Origin of the sequence: Rhodanobacter ginsengisoli (genome assembly GCF_042657065.1) — a bacterium.
Lineage (GTDB): Bacteria > Pseudomonadota > Gammaproteobacteria > Xanthomonadales > Rhodanobacteraceae > Rhodanobacter > Rhodanobacter ginsengisoli.
Genome location: NZ_JBHSNF010000006.1, coordinates 71,920 through 94,023 on the forward strand (window position 1 = coordinate 71,920; position 22,104 = coordinate 94,023).

The 22,104-nt window shown below is 68.5% G+C and carries 12 protein-coding genes and 2 pseudogenes; 9 read left to right on the forward strand and 5 right to left on the reverse strand.

From position 1 onward, the window contains the following. The first annotated feature begins 53 nt into the window (after window positions 1–53). The 3 genes from ACFPPA_RS18800 to ACFPPA_RS18810 all read left to right on the forward strand — a co-directional run bounded on the left by ACFPPA_RS18800 (window position 54) and on the right by ACFPPA_RS18810 (window position 3,059). Window positions 54–911 (forward strand): EamA family transporter, encoded by an 858-nt coding sequence (locus ACFPPA_RS18800; RefSeq protein WP_377322753.1) that lies wholly within the window; start codon window positions 54–56, stop codon window positions 909–911. 80 nt (window positions 912–991) lie between these two features. Beyond that, the gene (locus tag ACFPPA_RS18805) at window positions 992–1,219 is read left to right on the forward strand and encodes a GDCCVxC domain-containing (seleno)protein (protein ID WP_377322755.1); all 228 of its coding nucleotides are present in this window, start codon (window positions 992–994) and stop codon (window positions 1,217–1,219) included. Between the two features lie 232 nt (window positions 1,220–1,451). Next, window positions 1,452–3,059 carry a S10 family peptidase gene (locus ACFPPA_RS18810; RefSeq protein ID WP_377322757.1) on the forward strand — a complete coding sequence of 536 codons (1,608 nt, stop codon included), beginning with the start codon at window positions 1,452–1,454 and terminating at the stop codon, window positions 3,057–3,059. Window positions 3,060–3,063: 4 nt separating this feature from the next. On the opposite strand, the gene ACFPPA_RS18815 is transcribed toward ACFPPA_RS18810, so the two are convergent. Both ACFPPA_RS18815 and ACFPPA_RS18820 read right to left on the reverse strand, forming a co-directional pair. Beyond that, window positions 3,064–4,113, reverse strand: coding sequence for a LacI family DNA-binding transcriptional regulator (locus ACFPPA_RS18815; RefSeq protein ID WP_377322819.1), 1,050 nt, complete (start codon window positions 4,111–4,113; stop codon window positions 3,064–3,066). A 121-nt stretch (window positions 4,114–4,234) separates the two neighbouring features. Beyond that, entirely contained in the window at window positions 4,235–5,527 is a 1,293-nt protein-coding gene (locus ACFPPA_RS18820; protein WP_377322759.1) for a sugar MFS transporter, read from the reverse strand. Between the two features lie 521 nt (window positions 5,528–6,048). Here ACFPPA_RS18820 and glk point away from each other — a divergent pair. From glk to ACFPPA_RS18840, 4 genes are all read left to right on the forward strand, one after another. Then, window positions 6,049–7,098 carry a glucokinase gene (glk, locus tag ACFPPA_RS18825; RefSeq protein ID WP_377322761.1) on the forward strand — a complete coding sequence of 350 codons (1,050 nt, stop codon included), beginning with the start codon at window positions 6,049–6,051 and terminating at the stop codon, window positions 7,096–7,098. A gap of 98 nt (window positions 7,099–7,196) precedes the next feature. Next, window positions 7,197–9,947 (forward strand): TonB-dependent receptor, encoded by a 2,751-nt coding sequence (locus tag ACFPPA_RS18830; protein WP_377322763.1) that lies wholly within the window; start codon window positions 7,197–7,199, stop codon window positions 9,945–9,947. A 143-nt stretch (window positions 9,948–10,090) separates the two neighbouring features. Further along, window positions 10,091–12,421 carry a beta-N-acetylhexosaminidase gene (locus tag ACFPPA_RS18835; protein ID WP_377322765.1) on the forward strand — a complete coding sequence of 777 codons (2,331 nt, stop codon included), beginning with the start codon at window positions 10,091–10,093 and terminating at the stop codon, window positions 12,419–12,421. Beyond that, entirely contained in the window at window positions 12,418–13,488 is a 1,071-nt protein-coding gene (locus ACFPPA_RS18840) for an acyltransferase family protein (RefSeq protein ID WP_377322767.1), read from the forward strand. The genes ACFPPA_RS18835 and ACFPPA_RS18840 overlap by 4 nt, the downstream gene beginning before the upstream one ends. A gap of 3 nt (window positions 13,489–13,491) precedes the next feature. On the opposite strand, the gene ACFPPA_RS18845 is transcribed toward ACFPPA_RS18840, so the two are convergent. The 3 genes and pseudogenes from ACFPPA_RS18845 to ACFPPA_RS19080 all read right to left on the reverse strand — a co-directional run. Next, window positions 13,492–13,650, reverse strand: coding sequence for a hypothetical protein (locus ACFPPA_RS18845; protein WP_377322769.1), 159 nt, complete (start codon window positions 13,648–13,650; stop codon window positions 13,492–13,494). A 15-nt stretch (window positions 13,651–13,665) separates the two neighbouring features. Then, a pseudogene (locus ACFPPA_RS18850) lies at window positions 13,666–17,448 on the reverse strand (Lhr family helicase); the annotation flags it as partial. A gap of 543 nt (window positions 17,449–17,991) precedes the next feature. Then, window positions 17,992–18,648: pseudogene (locus ACFPPA_RS19080) on the reverse strand (DEAD/DEAH box helicase); the annotation flags it as partial. A 175-nt stretch (window positions 18,649–18,823) separates the two neighbouring features. On the opposite strand from ACFPPA_RS19080, the gene ACFPPA_RS18855 reads away from it, so the two are divergent. Together ACFPPA_RS18855 and ACFPPA_RS18860 are read left to right on the forward strand one after the other, a co-directional pair. Then, entirely contained in the window at window positions 18,824–21,058 is a 2,235-nt protein-coding gene (locus ACFPPA_RS18855) for a TonB-dependent receptor (RefSeq protein WP_377322773.1), read from the forward strand. Between the two features lie 117 nt (window positions 21,059–21,175). Further along, complete coding sequence (locus ACFPPA_RS18860) at window positions 21,176–22,012, forward strand: alpha/beta hydrolase (RefSeq protein WP_377322821.1); 837 nt, start codon at window positions 21,176–21,178, stop codon at window positions 22,010–22,012. Window positions 22,013–22,104: the final 92 nt, after the last annotated feature.

The following is a 22,104-nucleotide window of genomic DNA, read 5'->3' on the forward strand; positions in this document are numbered from 1 at the left end:
GGCTTCGGCCCGTGCTGCGTCACAATGCCGGCTGATTCTGGCGGGAGTGCGGGATGATCTTCGTTTGGCTGAGCGTGCTGTGCAGCGTGCTGGTCTCGGTGCTGCTGAAGCTAGCACGCCGTCTCGATGTCGACGTGGGCCAGGCGATCGCCTGGAACTACGTGGTGGCCGGCGTGCTCACCGCGCTGGTGCTGCAGCCCCCGCTGGCGGGGCTGCGCGCACCCGGCGCGCCGTGGCTGGCGCTGGCCGGGCTGGGCCTGCTGCTGCCGACGATCTTCCTTGCGCTGGGCGCGTCGGTGCGGCATGCCGGCATCGTCCGCAGCGACGCGGCGCAGCGGCTGTCGCTGCTGATCTCGCTGCTGGCCGCGTTCGTGCTGTTCGGCGAACGGCTCACCGCGCTCAAGCTGGCCGGCATCGTGCTGGGGCTGCTGGCGCTGCTGTGCATGATCTGGCGTACCGGCGCCGCGGCTCGCAGCGACGGCGTCGCCGCCTGGCTCTACCCGCTGCTGGTGTTCGCCGGCTTCGGCACCATCGACATCCTGTTCAAGCGGGTGGCGCTGGCCGGCGTGCCGCTGGGCGCGTCGCTGCAGGCGATGTTCGCGCTGGCGCTGCCGCTCGCATTCGCCCTGCCGCTGTGGCGGCACCTGCGCGGACGCGTCCGTTTCAACGGGCGCAGTGCGTTGGGCGGCATCGCCCTGGGCCTGGCCAATTTCGGCAACATCCTGTTCTACCTGCGCGGCCATCGCGCGCTGCCGCAGCACCCGGCGCTGGTCTTCGCCAGCATGAACATCGGCGTGGTGGCGCTGGGCGCGCTGGTCGGCCTGCTGCTGTTCCGCGAGCGGCTGAGCCGGCTCAACCTCGGTGGCGTGCTGCTGGCCCTGCTGGCGATCGGCGTGATCGCGTGGGGCTGAGCGGCCACGGGTCGCCGCGGCGCGCTGCCGTTACACTCGCCATCCGGCCTTCGTGACCGATACATCCGCAAAGGTGGCGCATGACAACGACCTTGTCCTCAACCATCACGTGTCCGTTCTGTGGTCATGCGAAGCTCGAGACCATGCCGGTGGATTGCTGCATCCATTTCTACGAGTGCACGGGTTGCGGCGAGCTGCTTTCGCCATTGCCCGGCAAGTGCTGCGTGTTCTGCTCATACGCCGACGTGCCGTGCCCTCCGGTTCAGCTCGCACTCGCGGCAGGTGACGCATCGGGCTGCTGCGGCTGACCGGCCCATCCGAGGAATGCACGCGGTGCGCGGGTCCTGCCGCCACTGCGCGGGCCGGACCGTTCAAGGGCATGGCAGCCTGAGTTCCCCCGTCCGGCGCCCGGGAGTCTCGTGGCGCCGGGTCGCCAGGGGGCGAACGTTCCTGCGCCGCAGGCAATGACTTCTGGGTGATGAAAGCCGGTCGACCGGGCCCCTATGCTGGGATTTGGCCCGATGACCCAGGATGTTCCCCATGCGCAAACTCCCCCTCGCCGCGGCGCTCGCCGCGCTGTTGCTCAGCTCGGTCGCGATCGCCGGCCCGGACAAGAAGGACGACAAGGCCAAGCCGGCGGCGAAGCCCGATGCCGCGCTGGTGCAGCCGCAGTCGTCGACCAGCGAGGGTTCGGTGTCGGTCGAGGGCAAGCGCATCGACTACAAGGCGGTGGCCGGTACCCTGGTGTTGCACGGCAGCGGCGACAAGGAGGACGAGCCGCAGGTCAGCATGTTCTACGTGGCGTATTTCAAGAAGGGCGTGGATGCGGCGAAGCGGCCGGTCACCTTCATCTACAACGGCGGCCCGGGTTCGGCGACGGTGTGGCTGCACATGGGCGCGTTCGGCCCGAAGCGCGTGGTGACGGCGGACGATACGCATACGCCGGCGGCGCCGTACCGGCTGATCAACAACGACTACAGCCTGCTCGATGCTTCCGACGTGGTGTTCATCGATGCGCCCGGCGCGGGCTTCAGCCGGCTGATCGCCGACGAAGCGGACAAGAGCAAGCGCGAGGAGCAGATGAAGGATCGCAAGAAGGCGATCTACGGCGTCGACGGCGACGGCCACGCGTTCGCCCAGTTCATCACCCAGTTCATGTCGAAATACGGTCGCTGGAATTCGCCGAAGTACCTGTTCGGCGAGAGCTACGGCACCACCCGGTCGGCGGTGGTGGCGAACATCCTCACCAACGAGGACAGCGTCGACCTCAACGGCGTGATCCTGCTGTCGCAGATCCTCAGCTTCGACACCAGCATCGACGGGCCCGAGTTCAATCCCGGCATCGACCTGCCGTACGAGCTGGGGCTGCCGACCTATGCCGCCACCGCGTTCTACCACCACAAGCTGCCGCAGCAGCCGGCGGCGCTGGAGCCGTTCCTGCATGAGGTGGAGCAGTACGCGATGGGCCCCTACGCGCAGGCGCTGACGGCCGGCTCGCGCCTGGGTGAGGCCCAGAAGCAGGCGGTGGCCGAGAAGCTGCACCAGTACACCGGCCTGCCGGTGGCCTACCTGCTGAAGGCGAACCTGCGCGTGAGCGGCGGCATGTTCGAGCATGAGTTGCAGACCGGCGACGACACCACCACCGGCCGGCTGGACACGCGCTTCTCCGGGCCGTCGATCGACCCGATGGGCAAGAACTCCGAATACGACCCGCAGTCCTCGGCGATCAGCTCGGCCTACGTGGCGGCGTTCAACGACTACGTGCGCAAGCAGCTGAAGTTCGGCGACGGCCAGCACTACCGGCTGTTTGCCGACATCGACCATTGGGACTCCTCGCACAAGGCACCGGGCGTGCAGGGCGAGGCGCTGCAGTCCTCGACCAACGTGATGCCGGACCTGGCGATGGCGATGAAGACCGATCCGAACCTCAAGGTCTACGTCAACGGCGGCTATTACGACCTGGCCACGCCGTACTTCGCGGCCGACTACGAAGACCATCACCTGCCGATCCCGGCCAGCCTCGACGCCAACATCAGCTACTCGTGGTATCCGTCCGGGCACATGGTGTACGCGCACGAGCCGTCGCTGAAACTGCTGCACGACAACGTCGCCCGCTTCATCGAGCAGACCGACAACGTCGGCCACTGAGCGGTCAGCGCTTGGGTGAGCCGGTGTGCCGCGGCCCGGTCGAGCCGCGAACCACCAGCTCGGGGCTGAAGCCTTCGTTGGCATGCCGGGCCGGCTCGCCGTTGGCCTCGCGTTGCAGGTCGTCGATCAGCCGCTGGGCCGCGTGCCGCGCGATCTCCTCGGTGGCCTGGCGCGCGGTGGTCAGGGCCGGCCAGGACTGCTTGGAGAACGGGCTGTCCTCGAAGCCGGCGATCGACAGCTCGTACGGCACGTTGATGCCGTCCGAGTGCGCCGCCGCCAGGACGCCGGCGGCGATCTCGTCGTTCGAGCCGAAGATCGCGGTGGGGCGGTCCTTCAGCGCCAGCAGCTTGCGTGCGCCGCGGAAGCCGTCGTCGAAGGTGTAGTCGCCGGGCAGGATCAGCTTGCGGTCCAGCGCGATGCCGTAATCCTTCAGCGCGTCCTCGTAGCCCTGGTAGCGCTCGGGGCTGGAGCGGTGCTCGCGCCCGCCCCACAGGAAACCGATGCGCTGGTGGCCGAGCTGGATCAGGTGCTCGGTGATCGCGTAGGCCGCGTCGCGGTCGTCGACGTAGACGCAGGGGTAGCCGTCCTGCGGGTCCTTGCGTGCGGAGATGATCCGCATGAACGGGACCTTCGCCTCGCTCAGGCGGCGGATCAGTTCCGGCTGCTCCGACATCGGCGGCGCCAGTACCAGCCCGGCCAGCCGCGAGCGCCGCACCAGCTCGCGCAATTCGTCGGCGAGGTCGGGCGAGGACGAGTCGCAGGGATGGATCTGCAGGCCGAAGCCGCTGTTGCGGCAGGCGGCCAGCGCGCCGCGCTGCAGGTTGATGATGTAGTGCGCGTTGGGATTGTCGTAGACCAGCCCCAGCGCATAGGCGCGGGTACTGCGCAGGCTGCGTGCGGACGGGTCGGGCTGGTAGCCGAGCGCGTCGATCTCGCGCTGCACTTTCTCGCGGGTGCGCGCATGCACCGACGGTTCGTTGTTGATCACGCGCGAAACGGTCTTCAGCGAGACGCCTGCCCGTTCCGCGACATCCTTTATGGTGGCGCTACGCACCCGCTGAACCTCGTGAACCATGGAGTAAGGCACCGTGCGCCATCGCGCCGACCGGACCGCGCGGAAGCGCGCGGAACCTGCTGCATCCTAGCTTATGGGCCCGCGGGGAGCGAAGCGCAATTCATCCGGGCCGTTGCTGGCCGACCCGGTGGCCGGCCAGTCCGTAGTACAGGATGTACAGGTAGCACGGCACCATCAGCAGCATGAAGGCGAGCTGAAAGTCGATGTGTTCCTTGAGGTGCACGAACAGCTGCGGTACCACCGCGCCACCGGCGATCGCCATGATCAGCAGGGCCGAGCCGCGTTCGGTCAGGCTGCCGAGCCCCTTGATCGCCAGCGGAAAGATCGCCGGCCACATCATCGCGTTGGCGAAACCGAGCGAGGCGACGAAGCCCACCGAGACATAGCCGTGGGTGAGGAAGGCGCCGACCGAGAACAGCACGCCGAGCACCGCCGAGATGGCCAGATAACGCTGTTGCGACACGATCCGCGGGATCAGCAGCAGGCCGGCAAAGTAGCCGAGCAGCATCGCCGTCAGCGTGAACGCGGTGAAGAACTTGGTCTGGTCGAGCGGCAGGTGGAAGCTGGCGCCATAGGTGCCGATGGCGTCGCCGGCCATCACTTCCACCCCGACGTACAGGAACAGGCACAGCACGCCCAGCCACAGGTGCGGAACGCGCAGGATGCTGGCGCGCGTCGCCGTGGCGCCGGCGCGTACGGGTGCGCTGTTGGCGGTGCCCGCCTCGATGTCCGGTAGCGACGAGCGCGCGATCCAGATGGCCAGCACGGCCAGGATGCCGGCCATGACCAGGTAGGGTGCGTGGACCTTGGCCGCGAATTCATTGAGCAGCAGTTCGCGAGCGGCCGGATCGGCGGCCTTGACCTTCTGGTCGAGATCGCCGATGCCGTTCAACACCAGCGTTCCGATCAGCAGCGGTGCCAGGATACCGGCCACCTTGTTGCAGATGCCCATGAACGCGATGCGCTGCGCGGCGCTGTCGATCGGGCCAAGAATGCTGATGTACGGATTGGAGGCGGTCTGCAGCAGCGACAGCCCGGCGCCCAGCACGAACAGTCCGGTCAGCGCGCCGGCGAACACCCGCGCGGCGACGAACTGGCCGAACAGCACGGCGCCGATCGCCATCACGAACAGACCCAGCGCCATGCCCATCTTCATGCCGGTGCGGCGAAGGATGATCGAGGCGGGCAGCGAGAACACCAGGTAGGAAATGTAGAACGCGAATGGCACCAGGAACGCATAGGCATCGCCGACCTGGAACGCCAGTTTGACGAAGGTGATCAGCGGCCCGTTGAGCCAGGTGACGAAGCCGAAGATGAAGAACAGCATGCCGATGATCAGCATCGGACCCAGGTGGGTCCGCTCGGATGGCGTCGCCGCCAGTGTGCTTGCCATGATTTTCTGTGCTCCCCGGAGTCGACCGTGTCGCACCGGCCGAATGACCGGGACAGACAGGAATGTCTCTTTATTCCTCGGAAAGTGCAACGTTGTCAATCCGCACCGCGTCGGGCCGCGCCGGAACGGCTGACGAATTGGCCGCCCATACGGCTGTTCTTTAACCATCGTGTGGCGCCGCGGCAATCCGGCATGGTACGAGAGAAGGCCACAATTACAGCGGCTAAAGGCAAATTGCGTGGTTCGCTGCAGCGATCTGCATGCATGTCACGACAGTTATGTTGCGGCACCGCATCGCGGCTTCGCGAATTTGTCATGATCCTTGTTGACAACGTTGTCATTCTGGAAGCAGACTCCGCTCGGAACAGCTCGATGCGCAGCGGCGGCGGGTATCGCCACCCGGCTCGGGCAAGTGCCGGTTACGGGAGAACACAGTGGGGGAAGTCGCCAACCAGCGTCATGCAACGCAACCGTCCCCGGCGGCGCCGGCGGCTGACGCGTCGGCCGCCGGCGCGTCGGCGATGTCGGCGCGCGGCCCGGAGCGGCCGTTCCTGGCGGCCGATGTCGGCGGCACCCATGCGCGCATCGGCCTGGTCATCCGCAATGCCGCAGGCCGGCAGCCGGTCAGCGTGCTGCACTACCACCGTTACAGCTGCGCCGACTGGAGCGGGCTGGCCGCGATGCTGCAGGATTTCGTGGCGCAGCTGGCGGACACGCCGTACGCGTCGGCGCGGGGAAACATCCGAGACTGCGCCATCGCCTGTGCCGGCTACGTGCTCGACGACGCGATCATCAACGAGAACCTGCCCTGGCCGGTATCGATCCGGGCCATCCGCGAGGGCCTCGGCATCGACCGGCTGGCCGTGATCAACGATTTCGAGGCGGTCGCCTACGCCACCCAGTTCATCGATCCCGGCGAGACCCGCACGATCATCGAGGCGGTCCATCCGGCATCCAGCGGGCCGGTGCTGGTGATGGGGCCGGGTACCGGGCTGGGCTCGGCGGTGCTGCTGCCGGGGCATCCGCGGGCGCAGGTGCTGGCCACCGAGGCCGGCCAGGTGTCGCTGGCGCCGGGCAACGAACGCGAGATCGAGATCCTGCGGGTGCTCCGGCGCGAGCGCTCGCACGTGTCCTTCGAGGATGCGCTGTCCGGACCGGGCCTGCTCAAGGTCTATGGCGCGCTGTGCGAGCTGCGCGACAGCGTGCCGCGTCTGCTGACCCCGGCCGAACTCACCGGCGCCGCGCTGGCCGGCAGCGACGCCGCCGCGGTGGAATCGCTGGAAGTGTTCTGCGGCCTGCTCGGCAGCTTCGTCGGCGACCTGGTGCTGTTGTACGGCGCCCGCGGTGGCGTCTACCTGGCCGGCGGCATCCTGCCCCAGATCCAGGCGTTCCTGCTGGCCAGCAGCTTTGCCGAACGCTACTTCAACAAGGGCGTGATGCGCGCCTATCTGCAACAGATTCCGGTACGACTGATCGAGCACGGCCAGCTTGGTGTCATTGGCGCCGCAGGCTGGTTTCTGGACGAGGGGAAAGACGAGGAGCAAGCGGGAGGGACGAGCCCGATCCAGTGACACGGCGCCAAGCCAACGAGCACGCCAGACCATCAACCAGCCCATGACCGTCGCCATGCCGGTCCTGATTCGATCCAGCCTCTGAGGGGAGGAACATCATGAATTACCGCAAGACATTGCTAGCCGCGAGCATCATCACCAGCCTGTGTGTCTCGGGTGCGCTGTATGCGCAGGACAGCGCGCAGTCGACCGACAGCGGCACGGCCCAGTCGCAGAAGGCCAAGGCCAGGACACTGGCGACCGTCACCGTCATCGGCATCCGCGACAGCGAGGCGGAATCGCTGGCCCTGAAGAAGGACGCCGTCTCGCATGTCGAGATCGTCACCGCCGAAGACATCGGCAAGCTGCCGGCCAAGAATGTGGCCGATACGCTGCAGCGCCTGCCCGGCGTCAACATCAGCTCGTCCAGCGCCAGCGAGGGCGGCTTCGACGAAAACGACCGGGTCAGCCTGCGCGGCACCAATCCCAGCATGACCCAGACCCTGGTCAACGGTCACACCGTGGGCACCGGCGACTGGTTCGTGCTGAGCCAGGTGCAGACCGTCGGGCGCAGCGTCAGCTACAGCCTGCTGCCGGCGGAGATCGTCAGCCAGGTGGTGGTGCACAAGAGTTCCGAGGCGAAGATCGTCGAAGGCGGCGCCGCCGGCTCGGTCGACATCATCACGCGCAAGCCGCTGGAGTTCGCCAAGCAGGTGACCGGCGAGGCCTCGGTGGGCGGCGTCTACGCCGACCTGCCCGGCAACACCAAGCCGCAGTTCAGCGGGCTGTTCAACTGGAAGAACGACAGCAACACCATGGGCGTGCTGGTGCAGGGCTTCTACGAGAAGCGCAGCCTGCAGCGCAACGGCCAGGAGGTCATCGGTGGTTACAACAAGATCGCGGCCACCGACCCCATCGCCGTGGCCCATCCGGACCTCGCCGGGGTGTATTACCCGAACCTGACCGGCGCGGCGCTGTTCACCCAGCAACGCGAGCGCAAGGGCGGCGTGATCGACTTCGAGATCAAGCCGACCGACAACCTGACCCTGGACCTCAGCGGCTTCTACTCCAAGCTCAAGGCCGACAACTACAACCGCAACTACCTGATGTGGGCGAGCCAGTTCGTGCCGGGCGGTGCCGGTCTGCAGCCGGGCTACACGGTCAGGAACAACGTGCTGACCAACGCCACGTTCGCCGCCCAGCCTGGCAGCACCACGCCCTATGGCGTGTACGACCAGATCTCGCGACCGGGCGCCTCGTCCGAGTCGAACTACGTGACCCTGGATGCCGATTGGCATGCCACCGATCACCTCAGCTTCAAGGGCCAGATCGGCACCACCCACGGCAAGGGCGACAGCCCGACCCAGGACGTGATCGAGCTGGGTACCGGCGCGGGCGCCGGCGCCAGCTGGGCCATGAACGGAACCAGCAAGCCGATCAACTGGGCGCAGGGCGGCGACAACAGTTCGCCGTCCGGCATCCTGCCCTCGGCAGGCTGGATCTTCGGTGGCCAGGACATCCACGTGAAGGACAAGGAGAACTGGTTCCAGGGCGATGGCGAGTTCGACTTCGACGACAGCGTGCTGTCCTCGCTGGAATTCGGCGTGCGCTATGCCGACCACACCCGCGAGAACCCGTCGGAGATCGCCCAGGGGCCGAACTTCGCCACCGACTGGCAGAATGCGGCGAATTACCCGACCGCGCACTCGAACTACCCGAGCGATTTCGGCAGCTCGCTGGGCGGCACCTTCCCCAGCAACATCTGGTACTACACCCCGGGCCAGCTCGCCGCGATCGACGCGCAGTTCGCCAACCGCGACCCGGTCACCCGGTTCTACTTCAACGACATCTACAAGGTGAACGAGAAGGACTCCGCCGCCTACCTGCAGGCCAACTTCGCCGGCGACCGCTGGAGCGGCAATATCGGCGTGCGCTATGTCCGCACCAAGGAGAACATCGGCTATACCAGTACCGCGCCGGATGCCGATGCCAGCACCGTGGTCGGTCCGATCACCGGTTCGGCCTTCGGTGACTACTACTGGAACACGTTCAGGAAGACCAGCGACAAGTTCCTGCCCAGTGCCAACCTGAAGTTCGACATGACCGACGACCTGGTCGCGCGCGTCGCGGTGTCGCAGACCATGACCCGGCCGGACTACTCGGCGCTGGCCGGTTCGGTCTCCGCCGACGACCTGACCCACACCGGCAGCGGCGGCAACCCGAAGCTCGATCCGCTGATCTCGACCAACTTCGACACGGCGATCGAGTGGTACTTCGCCCCGCGCGGCCTGCTGTCGGCCGGCGTGTACGACATGGACCTGAAGAACTACATCAACTTCGGCAACCAGGATCGGGTGTTCAAGGACCTGCAGGCCAGCAATGCGGCCGGTCACGACGTCTACAACACCTACCTGATCAGCGTGCCGACCAACGTCAACGGCAACATCAAGGGCGTCGAGCTGAACTACATCCAGCCGATCGGCCAGAACTTCGGCGTGGCGGCCAACTACACCTATGCGTCCGGCCATGCCGACGGCGGCAAGCCGCTGCAGGGCACCTCGAAGAGGACCTACAACGTGTCGGGCTACTTCGAGAACGAGCGCTTCAACGCCCGCATCAGCTACACCTACCGCTCGTCGTTCTTCGCCGGGGTGAGCCGCACCGACACGTACTTCCAGTCGGGCATCGGCAATCTCGCCGCGTCGCTGGGCTACAAGATCAACGACTGGATGTCGATTTCGCTGGACGCGATGAACCTCAACAATCCGAAGCTGAAGTACTACACCCAGAACGATGCCTACGGAAAGCAACCCTATGCGTTCTACGTGAACGGGCGGCAGTACTACCTCAACCTCCGCTTCAAGATCTGAAGCCGTTTCACGCCGACGCGAGCCAGGGACGGCTGCGCACTCTCCCCAAGCGGGCCCGAGCAGGCATTTTCGGGCCCGATTTTTTTGGAGCGTCATGCCGCGCCGCGCATGGCATCCTTCCCGCCCTGTGCCGGAGATCGCCGATGACCCGCCGTTTGTTCCTGCTGTGCTGCGGATACCTGCTCGCGTTCGGCGCCCCGGCGGCGGCAGCGCCCCGGCTGGCATCCGCCATCCCTGCGCCGCCGTCCCTGATTCCGCTACCGGCCGAACTCCAGCTGAGCCCGGGTCGATTCAGCGTCGGTCCGCAGACGCCGATCGTGCTTGCCGACGATCGCGCCGCGACCCGCCGCACGGCCGCCTGGCTGGCCGACCGGGTGGCCCGCACGCGGGGTCTGCAACTGGCGGTACGGCAAGGTGGCGCGACCGACAAAGCGATCGTGTTGCGGCGTGATCCGCAGGCCGCCGTGGCGAACCGCGAGGGCTACACGCTGGACGTCACGCCGAGCGGCATCCGCATCACCGCCCGTGACGACGCGGGCCTGTTCTACGGCGCGGTCAGCGCATGGCAACTGCTCACGCCCGACGCGCAGCACGGTGCGGTGAACGTGCCGCTGCTGCATATCCGCGACCAGCCGCGCTTCGCCTGGCGCGGGCTGATGCTGGACTCCGCCCGGCACTTCCAGAGCGTGGTTGAGGTCGAGCGGCTGTTGCAGCAGATGGCCGAGCACAAGCTCAACACGTTCCACTGGCATCTCACCGACGACCAGGGCTGGCGCATCCAGATCAAGCGCTACCCCGAGCTCACCCGCATCGGCGCGTGGCGCACGCCGCCCCAGGCCGGCCACGATGGCGAGCCGATGCGCTATGGCGGTTTCTACACCCAGGAGCAGATCCGCCGGGTGGTGGCCTATGCCGCCGCCCGCTACATCACGGTGGTGCCGGAGATCGACATGCCCGGCCACGCCCAGGCGGCGGTGGCGGCGTATCCACGGCTGGGCGTCACCGGTGAGCGTCCGGCGGTGTCGGTGGACTGGGGCGTCAATCCGTATCTGTACAACGTCGACGACAGCACCTTCCAGTTCATCGACAACGTGCTCGACGAGGTGATGGCGCTGTTCCCGTCGCGCTACATCCATCTGGGCGGCGACGAGGCGATCAAGGATCAGTGGCAGGCCTCGCCGGCGGTGCAGGCGAAGATGCACGCGCTGGGGCTGAAGGACGAGAACGCCCTGCAAGGCTGGTTCATCGACCGCGTCGGCCGCTACCTCGACGCGCACGGGCGACGCCTGGTCGGCTGGGACGAGATCCTCGACGGCGGCGTGCCGGCCGATGCCACGGTGATGTCGTGGCGCGGCAGCATGGGCGCGATCAGGGCCGCCCAGCTCGGTCACGATGTCGTGCTGTCGCCCGCGCCGGAGCTGTACTTCGACCAGTTGCAGAGCGATCACCCGGACGAGACCGCCGGACGCGTTCCGGTACAGGATCTGGCCAGGGTGTATGCGTTCGAGCCGGTGCCGAAGGAGCTCGACGCCAGCGAGGCGAAGCACGTGCTGGGCGCGCAGGCGAATGCGTGGACCGAGCACATGCCGACGATGAAGCACGTCGAGCACGCGGTCTTCCCGCGGCTGGATGCGCTCGGCGAGGTCGACTGGTCGCCCGCCGCCGCGCGCAACTGGAGCAGCTTCATCGCGCGCCTGCCGGCGCAGTTCGCACGCTACCGCGCGCAGGACATCGGCTATGCCGACAGCGCGTTCGCCGCCGCTATCACGCTGGACAGCACCCAGGCGCTGGCCACCGGCCGCGCCACCGTCACCCTGGCCAATCAGGCCGATGCCGGCACGCTGCGCTACACGCTCGACGGCAGCGCGCCCGACGCGCATTCGCCGGTCTACCAGGCGCCGTTCGAGGTGACCTTGCCGGTCACCGTGCGCGTCGCCACCTTTGCCGCCGACGGCAGCGTGCTGGCCGCGCCTCGCGAGCGCGTGATCGAGCGCGCGCAGCTGCTCGGCTTCAGCGGCAATGCGTTGCCGAACTGCCCGGGCAGCGATTTCCGCCTGCGCGTGCAGCCGCTGCCGGACGCGACCTCGCTGGCGCCGGTCTACAGCATCAACGTGTTCAACAGCTGCCAACGGGTGCCCGCCACCCTGATCGACGGCGTCGATGCGATCCACGTCGAGGCGGTGCGGCTGGAGCGCAACTACGCGCTGGCGCACGAACAGAAGCTGGTGGTGTCGCGCCCGCACAGCACGCCGTTCGGCGAGCTGGTGGTGCACAAGGACGACTGCAAGGGCACGGTGCTGGCCAGCATGCCGCTGCCCGACCCGGCCCACGCCTCCCGCCGTTTCGCGCTCGATGCCGCGCTGCCGGTGCAGCAGGGCGAGCACAGCCTGTGCCTGATCTACACCGCGCCGATCGACGGCCCGCTGTACGCGATCGACAGCCTGTCGCTGCACCCGGGCGCAGCCGCGCAATGAGTACGCCGCGCCGGCTGGCTTCGCTCGACGCGCTGCGCGGCTGCACCGTGGCGGCGATGCTGCTGGTCAACGACCCGGGCGACTGGGATCACGTCTACGCGCCGCTGGAGCATTCGGCCTGGAACGGCTGCACGCCGACCGACCTGGTGTTTCCGTTCTTCCTGTTCGTGGTCGGCGTGTCGGTGGCACTGGCCGTATTGCCGCGGTTGGAACAGGGCGCCGCCACGCCCGCGGCGCTGACCCGCGCCGCGCTGTGGCGGGCGCTGCGTATCCTGGGCCTGGGTGTGGCGATCAACCTGCTGGCGGCGTGGTGGATGCCCGGCGCGCATCTGCGCCTGCCCGGCGTGCTGCAACGGATCGGCGCGTGCTACGCCGGCGTGGCGCTGTTCGCGATCCACACCCGGCCGCGCACGCAGTGGGCGGCGATCGCGCTGGTGCTGGCCGGCTACTGGGGCCTGCTGCTGCTCGGCGGCTCGCTGGAGCCGTGGACGAACATCGTCAGCCGCACCGACAGCGCGCTGTTCGGCCGCTTCGTCTATCAGATCGATCCGCTCAGCGGCCGGGGGCACGATCCGGAAGGCCTGCTCGGCACCTTGCCGTCGCTGGTCACGAGCCTGCTCGGCCTGCGCGCGGGTTGCTGGCTGCGCCAGGACAAGCTCAAGGCGCTGCTGATCGCCGGCGTGCTGTCGCTGCTGCTGGGCGCGCTGTGGTCGTGCTGGCTGCCGCTGAACAAGAACCTGTGGACCCCGTCCTTCGTGCTGTGGACGGCGGGCTGGGCCAGCCTGGCCCTGCTGGCATGCCACCAGCTGATCGATCGGCACGGCTGGCCGGCGCTGGGGCGGCGCTTCGGGGTCAACGCGATCGCCGCCTACGCCGGCTCGGAGCTGATGCAGATCGTATTGCCGGCGCTGGGTCAGGAGGCGTGGTACCGGCGGCTGTTCGCCGACTGGATGACGCCGCGCTTCGGCCCGTACGTCCCCTCGCTGGCATTCGCCGTGGCGTTCGTGGCGCTGTGGTGGTTGATCGTGTGGGCGATGGATCGGCGCCGCATCTATCTCAAGCTGTGAGGCTCAGCGGCGCGCGCGCAGTGCCCTGATCAACAGTCCCATCAGCAGCAATCCCAGCAGCAGGCCGCCACCGGCGCCCCAGGCGGCGCCGCGCTCGCCGGCGAGCAGGTAACCGACACCGAAGCCCAGCGGGAACAGCAGCAGCACGGGCAGGCATCCCATCGAATCGTGTCCCGATCAGTGCGTCGGGAGTGGCGTGTTCGCCCGGGCGGGCGGGTGGCGCAGCAGTGCGTGCCGGGCCTGCTGGGTCTCGGCGGGCGAGAGCTCGATCAGTGGCGAGAGCTTGCCGCCGATCAGCGCCGCGATCGGCATGCCGTCGCGGTAGAGCACGCGTGAACCGGCCAGCGCCGGCACCTTGTCGCCGGCGAGCACGGTGCCGACCAGGTTCAGCGGGTCGCTGCCGCTGAGGCAGACCAGCTCGCCGTCATCCGCCCGGGCACGGACGGCGCGCAACGGCGCGATCGCCTCGGGCAGGGCGAACTGTTCGCCGACCAGACCCTCGACGAACCGCCCGCCACGAATCTCGCCGCGCGCCTCCAGCCGCTGGTAGACGCGCGACAGCTCGCGCCACGACGGCAGCCAGGGCGCCTCGCGTTCGAGCAGTTTCCAGAACACCACGCCGTAGCGGCGCAGCAGCGCGCGCGCGATGTGCTCCACCGCTTCAATGGAATCAACCTGGCGCGAAGCGCCGCCATCGCCTCCTCTCCCCATGGGGGATAGGATTGAGGTGAGGGGGCGATCTTGCGCAGACGCCTGCCCCGGGAGAAGAGAAGTCCGCACCAGCGACCAGCGTCCCGCGTCCTCGATGCCGCTGAGCTGGTGTCGGCGCAGGCGCCGATGGCGGCCGCCGGCGCGCCGGGCCGCGGGCAGCAGCAGCGCGCGCAGGCCGGCGAAGCTGTCCGCGCTGACCCGGCCGGCGGCGACCAGCTCGCCGAGTGCGTCCTCCAGCTCGGTGCGCAGCAGCCGGGCGGCGTCCAGCAGCTCGTCGAAGAACAGCGCGCCGCGCTCGCGCAGTGCATCGGCCACCGCCTGCGCCCGAGACGACAGCAGGATGTCCTGCGGATCGTTCGACGCCACGGCCGTCCAGACGGCCATCGTGCGGCGCGGCAACAGCACGATCGGCGTGCTGCGCACCGGCCCGCCACCACCACCACCGCCGCCCGCGCGCAGGCGGCTCCAGCCGACCCGGCCGGCCCGGCACAGCTCGTCCAGCCAGCTGATCGAATAGTCGCCGATGCGTGCGGGCAGGATCTCCGACTCCCACGCGCCCGCTGCGGCCTCGTAGCCTTCCAGCTGGCCCAGCGTGGCGCTCAACGCATCCGGACCGGCCAGCCGGGTCGCCGTCGAGACATGCTGCCAGTCGAACAGGAAGCGCATCAGCTGGCGCCGGCTGACCGGCTCGATCGCGCGCCGCAGCCGGCCGATCGTGTAACGGTGGATGCGCGCCAGCAGGTGGCGCTCGCACCATTCGGTGGCGCTCGCGTCCGCGCTGAAGCGGCCCTGCATCACGTAGCCTTCGGCTTGCAGGCGCAGCAGCGCCTGTTCGATGTCCGCCGCCGAAACGGCCAGCGACGGCGCCAGCGCCTCCACCGTGACCGGGCCGAGCCCACCGAGCCGATGGCGCACCAGTTCCAGCAGGGCATCTTCGCGGGTCCAGGCTTGCGCAGCGTATTCGGCCGGCGCGGCTATCGGCGGTTGCATCGCCCCGGCGGGGTGCAGTGCCTGCCACAGCGGCAGCAGCTCGGCCGATGTCCAGATCCTGGAATCGGTAGGAGCGACTTCAGTCGCGATGCTCTTGTCCAGCGCCTGCAAAGGCATCGCGACTGAAGTCGCTCCTACCGCTATACGGAGTTGCGTCGCACGTTGGGCTCCTGCCAGCGCCTGCAAGTGATCGGGCCAGCCCGGACTCGCATTCACCTCATCCATGCTGGCAAAGCCCAGCAATGTCAGCGCCTCGTGCATCTCGTCCGCATCGCGCACCCGCGGCCATGCCTCGTCGCGCACGGCGGCGATCGCTTCCGGATCGAGCCGGCCCAGCTCGTCGGCGCTGTCCGCACCGCTGAGTCCGCGCGTCTGCACCGCCCGCGTGCGGCGCTCTTCCAGCGGTGCGTCGTCGAGAAACGCGTACGGCGCGGCATTCAGCACTTCGGCGGCGAACGGGCTGGGCGCGCTGAGGTCGCGCGCGACGATGGCGATGTCGCCCGCCTCCAGTGCGCGCAGGATCTGCAGCAGGCCATCGACGTCCATCGCCTCGCGCAGGCAGTCGTGCATGGTCTGGTTGACCAGCGGGTGATCCGGCACCTCGCGCTCGCCCACGATGTTCTCCAGGCAGGCGACCTGGTCGGGGAATACCGCGGCGAGCAGGTCCTCGCTCTTCATCCGCTGCAGCGGCGGCGGGGAGCGCCTGCCGCCGGTGAAGCGCGGCAGCGCCAGTGCGGTCACCGCGTTCCAGCGCCAGCGCGCGGGGAACAGCGGCGCGTCGAGCAGGGCCTGGATCAGCACATGCTCGGCGCTGTTCGAGTGCAGGTAGTGGGCGACCTCCTCCAGCGGAAAACTGTGGCTGGTCGACAGCGACAGCACGATCGCATCCTCGGTCGCCGCCGCCTGCAGCTCGAAGTTGAACTGGCGGCAGAAGCGCTTGCGCAGCGCCAGTCCCCACGCGCGGTTGATCCGGCTGCCCCAGGGCGTGTGGAGGACCAGCTGGGTGCCGCCGGACTCGTCGAAGAAGCGCTCCAGCACCAGCGTGCGCTGGCTCGGCAGCACGCCCAGCGCGGCCTTCGCCCGAGCCAGGTAATCGACCAGCTGCTGCGCGGCCGCCTCGTTCAGGCCAAGGTGATCGCGCAGCCAGGCCACCGCCGCGGGCACGCCGGCGGCATCGAGCTGGCTGGCGATCTCCTCGCGCAGGCGCGACACCCCGAACGACAGCTCGTTGCTGCGCCCCGGTGCCTCGCCCAGCCAGAACGGGATGCTCGGCGGCGCGCCGTGGGCATCCTCCACCCGCAGCCGGTCGCGCTCGACCCGCTGGATGCGGTAGCTGGTGTTGCCGAGCTGGAAGATGTCGCCGGCCATGCTCTCGACCGCGAAATCCTCGTTCACCGTGCCCACGATGATCGCCTGCGGCTCCAGCACCACCTTGTAGTCGGCGGTGTCGGGAATCGTGCCGCCGGAGGTCAGCGCGGTGAGCCGCGCACTGCGCCGGGCCCGCAGCTGGCCATGCACGGCGTCGCGGTGGAGGTAGGCCGCGCGCGGGCCCTGGCGGGTGCTGAAGCCCTCGGCCAGCATGCGCACCACCGCATCGAAATCGCGGCGCGCGAGCCGGCGATACGGATACGCGCGGCGCACCAGGTCGTACAGCGCGTCCTCGCTCCATTCCCGGCTGGCGACCTCGGCGACGATCTGCTGCGCCAGCACATCCAGCGGTTGCGGCGGCATCACCAGCGCATCGAGCTCGCCCCGGCGCACGCAGTCGAGCAGGGCGGTGCATTCGACCAGTTCGTCGCGGGTGGCCGGAAACAGCCGCGCCTTCGGCGTGCCCGCCACGCTGTGGCCGGAGCGGCCCGCGCGCTGCAGGAACGCGGCGATCGAACGCGGCGAACCGAGCTGGCAGACCAGGTCGACCTCGCCGATGTCGATGCCCAGCTCCAGCGACGCGGTGGCCACCAGCACCGCCAGCTCGCCGCGCTTGAGCCGCTGCTCGGCCTCCAGCCGCTGTTCCTTCGCCAGGCTGCCGTGATGCGCCGCCACGCGGTCCTTGCCCAGCCGTTCGGACAAATGCCGCGCGGCGCGCTCGGCCATCCGCCGCGTGTTGACGAAGACCAGGGTGGTGCGGTGCGCCTGCACCAGCTGCGCCAGGCGGTCGTAGACCAGCTCCCAGCTGTCGTTCGACATCACCGCTTCCAGCGGCACCGGCGGCACCTCGATCGCCAGGTCGCGCGGGCGGGTGTGACCCACATCCACGATGAAAACATCGCTCCTCGCGTTCGCCTCCTCTCCCCCTGGGGGAGAGGATTGAGGTGAGGGGCGGGTGCTCGCGGGAAGCCCACCGATGGCAGCATCACCTTCGCTGCGTCCCCGCAAGTCCGGCCCCTCACCCCGGCCCTCTCCCCCGAGGGGAGAGGGGGCAGAGGCCGCTTCGTTGCCTGTATCGCGCAAGCCCGGCCCCTCACCCCAGCCCTCTCCCCGCAGGGGAGAGGGGGCAGAGGCCGCTTCGTTGCCCGTATCGCGCAAGCCCGGCCCCTCACCCCAGCCCTCTCCCCGCAGGGGAGAGGGGGCGGAGGCCGCTTCGTTGCATGTATCGCGCAAGCCCGGCCCCTCACCCCGGCCCTCTCCCCAGAGGGGAGAGGGGGCAGAGGCCGCTTCGTTGGTTGTATCGCGCAAGCCCGGCCCCTCACCCCGGCCCTCTCCCCACAGGGGAGAGGGGGCGGAGGCCGCTTCGTTGGCCGTATCGCGCAAGCCCGGCCCCTCACCCCGGCCCTCTCCCCAGAGGGGAGAGGGGGACGTTGAGCCAACCAAAAAGTTGGCGACCTCTTCTATGGGCTTCTGTGTGGCCGACAGCCCGATCCGCAGCAGGCGGCGCTGGCACAGCGACTCCAGCCGCTCCAGCGACAGCGCCAGGTGCGCGCCGCGCTTGCTGCCCGCGATCGCGTGGATCTCGTCGACGATCACCGTGCGCGTGTCCGCCAGCATCGCGCGGCCGGAGGCGGAGCCGAGCAGCACGTACAGCGATTCCGGCGTGGTCACCAGGATGTGCGGCGGTTGCTTGCGCAGCAGCGTGCGCTCGGCCTGCGGCGTGTCGCCGGTGCGCACCGCCGTGCGGATCGCCACGTCGGGCAGGCCCAGCTTCCCGAGCTCCGCGCGGATGCCCTCCAGCGGCGCCTCGAGGTTGATGTGGATGTCGTTCGACAGTGCCTTCAGTGGCGACACGTAGACCACGGTGGTGGCATCGGCCAGCACGCCCGCGTGCGCCACGCCTTCGCGGACCAGCGCGTCGATCGCGGCGAGGAACGCGGTCAGGGTCTTGCCCGAGCCGGTCGGTGCGGCCACCAGGGTGTGCCGGCCGGCATGAATCGACGGCCATGCCGCCGCCTGCGCCGCGGTGGGCGCGCTGAAGGTGGCCTGGAACCAGGTCGCGACGGCCGGGTGGAAATCGTGCAGGGACATGGGCTTGGCGGCGACTCGCGCGAGACGTGCAGGCATCTTACATGGGGGTTCGTTCACCCTCCGAAAAGTGCCTCCGGCCACTCGCTTCCGTCGCTAGCAGGGTTGTATGACAATATTGCGTCGCAGCAAGATCTTGCTGCGAACCACCGTTGCCCATCCTGCCAGGGAACCCTCTATGCCCGTCGCCTCCCCGTCGCGCGCCACCGCGCTTGCCGCCTCCATTCTCGTTGCGCTCGCCATGCCGGTTTCCGCCGCGCTGGCGCAAGATGCTGCGGCAGCCAAGACCACCGAGCTGCAGACCGTGAACGTCACCGCCTCCAAGCGGGTGGAGAACCTGCAGAAAGTGCCGATGTCGATCACCGTGCTGACCCAGGAGAAGCTGGATGCCTTCGGCCAGTCCGGCGACGGCGTGCTGCAGCTGGCTGCCCGCGCGCCCAGCGTGTACGCCGAGACCTCCTACGGCCGCGAGTTCCCGCGCTTCTACATCCGCGGCCTGGGCAACAGCGATTTCGACCTCAACGCGTCGCAGCCGGTGTCGATGGTGTACGACGACATCGTGCAGGAGAACCCGATCCTGAAGGGCTTCCCGCTGTTCGACCTGGCCCAGGTGGAAGTACTGCGCGGGCCGCAGGGCACCCTGTTCGGCCGCAACTCGCCGGCCGGCGTGATCAAGTTCGAGTCGGTCCGGCCGAGCCATGAGACCAGCGGCTACGCCCGCGTCTCCTATGGTTCGCTCGGTACCGCCAACGCCGAGGCGGCGCTGGGCGGCGCGCTGAGTTCGCACTGGTCCGGCCGCGTCTCCGCGCTGGCCCAGCATCGCGACAACTGGATCGACAACACCTTTACCGGCGAGAAGAACGCGCTGGGCGGCTACAACGATCGCGCCATCCGCCTGCAGGCGCTGTACGAGGACGGCGACTTCAGCGCGCTGATCAACGGCCATGCGCGCTGGCTCGACGGCACCGCCACGGTCAACCGGGCCAATGCGATCACCCTGGGCAGCGACGACTTCGTGCCCGGTTTCAAGCGGGACCAGGTCGCGCAGGACGGCCTCAACAAGCAGCACCTGTTCAGCTGGGGCAGCAACCTGCACCTGAACTGGAACCTGGGCGATTACAGCTTCACCTCGATCACCGGGCTGGAGCGCGCCACCACCTACAGCCGGGGCGACGTCGACGGCGGTTACGGCGCGGTGTTCCATCCGCCGATGGGCCCGGGCTTCATCCCGTTCCCGTCGGAGACCGCCGACGCGCTGCCGCACGATCGCCAGATCACCCAGGAATTCCGCCTCGCCAGCAACACCCAGGATCGCCTGAAGTGGCAGGTCGGCACCTACTATTTCGACGAAGACATCGCGATCAGCAACTTCGACTACGCGACCTTCAACGACCACGCGCTGGACGGCTACGCCAACCAGACCCAGCGCACCAAGGCCTGGGCCGTGTTCGGCTCGACCAGCTACCAGCTGGCCGACGACTTCGAGCTGCGCGCCGGTGCGCGCTACTCGCACGACAAGCGCGACTTCAACGTGATCCGCTACCTCTCGCCGTTCGGCGCGCCGCAGCTGCAGCTGGGTGCGCAGCCGCATGACTCGCGCTGGACCGGCGACGTCACCGGCACCTGGACCGTCAGCCCCAACGTCAACGTGTATGCCCGGGTGGCGAACGGCTTCCGCGCGCCCAGCGTGCAGGGCCGCGTGCTGTTTTCGGATTTCATCTCGCAGGCCAGGCCGGAGACGATCACCTCCTACGAGCTGGGCATCAAGTCGACCGGCATGGACAACCACGTGCGCCTCAACGCGGATGTGTACAGCTACACCATGCACAACGAGCAGCTCACCGCCGTGGGTGGCGACATCAACATCACCCGCCTGATCAATGCGAAGAAGACCGAGGGCTACGGCGCCGAATTCGACCTCGAGGCCTACCTGACCCCGGAGCTGGTGCTTACCGCCGGCGGCAGCTACAACCACACCGCACTGAAGGACAAGAACCTGGCGGTGGCGATCTGCGGTTCCGGCTGCACCGTGCTGGATCCGCTGAATGCCGACGGCAACGCGTTGATCGACGGCAACACCCTGCCGAACGCACCGAAGTGGATCAGCACGTTCACCGCCCGCTACGGCATTCCCTACGGCGACAGCGGCGAGTTCTTCGTCTACACCGACTGGAACTACCGCAGCGAAGTGAACTTCTTCCTGTACGACTCGGCCGAGTTCAAGGGCAAGCCGCTGCTCGAGGGCGGCCTGCGGCTGGGCTACAACTGGGACTATGGCAAGCGCGAGGTGGCCCTGTACGGGCGCAACATCACCGACAAGCGCGCGTTGACCGGCGCGATCGATTTCAACAATCGCACCGGCTTCGTCAACGACCCGCGCGTGATCGGCGTGGAGTTCCGCGCCGAGCTGTAACGTGCTCCGATCAGGAGCCTGCTGCCTCACCCGGTTTTCGAAGGCCGTGGTGAGGCAGAATCACGTCTTTCCCTGACCAGCGAGCGCCTCGTGAACCAGCCAGAGCAGACCGGCCCGATGACCCGGATGCTGAGCATGGCCGATGGCCAACCGCTGTTCCTGCGCGACTGGCCACGGCCGCAGGCACGCGGCGCGGTGCTGATCGTGCATGGCCTGGGTGAGCATTGCGGTCGCTATGAGCGGCTGGCGCAGTGGTTCAACCAACGCGGCTACGCCGTGCGTGGTTACGACCAGCGCGGTCACGGCCAGTCGCCCGGCCCGCGCAGCGTGTTGCGCCATCGCGACGACCTGCTCGAGGACCTGGCCACCGTCTACAACGACTATGCCACCGGCCTGCCGCAGGCGCCGCTGCTGCTCGGCCACAGCATGGGCGGCCTGGTGGCGGCGCGCGCGGTGCTGGACGGCCGCATCGAACCGCCGGCGATGGTGCTGTCCTCGCCGGCATTGCGCAGCTGGGAGTCGCCCGGCATGGTGAAGCTGGCCGGCGTGCTGGCCCGCGTGCTGCCCAACCTGCCGCTGGGCAGCGGGCTCAAGGCGGACAAGCTTTCGCACGAGGTGCAGGTGGGCGCCGACTACCGCAACGATCCGCTGTGCAGCAGCCGGGTCACGCCGCGGCTGGCCGATTTCATCTTCAGTGCCGGCGCGGCCTGCATCGCCGACGCACCGAAACTCGCCGTGCCCACGCTGTTGCTGGTGGCGGACAGCGACGAGCTGGTCGACCCGGCCGGCAGCCGCGCGTTCGCGCGCAAGGCCACCGCCAGCGGCCGGCTCACCACGCGGTTTTTTTCCACGCTGTACCACGAGCTGTTCAACGAAGCCGAGCCCGGCCGCACCCAGGTACTGCTGCAGCTGGGCGACTGGCTCGGCCGCCATGGCCTGCGCGACGCGGGCTGAGCCAGCGGCGCCGGGGAAATCGTTGCGCCAGATGGCTGCCTCCGCCGTGCCATGAATGGCAGTGATACTTTGCATGCAAAACCAGGGAGAGG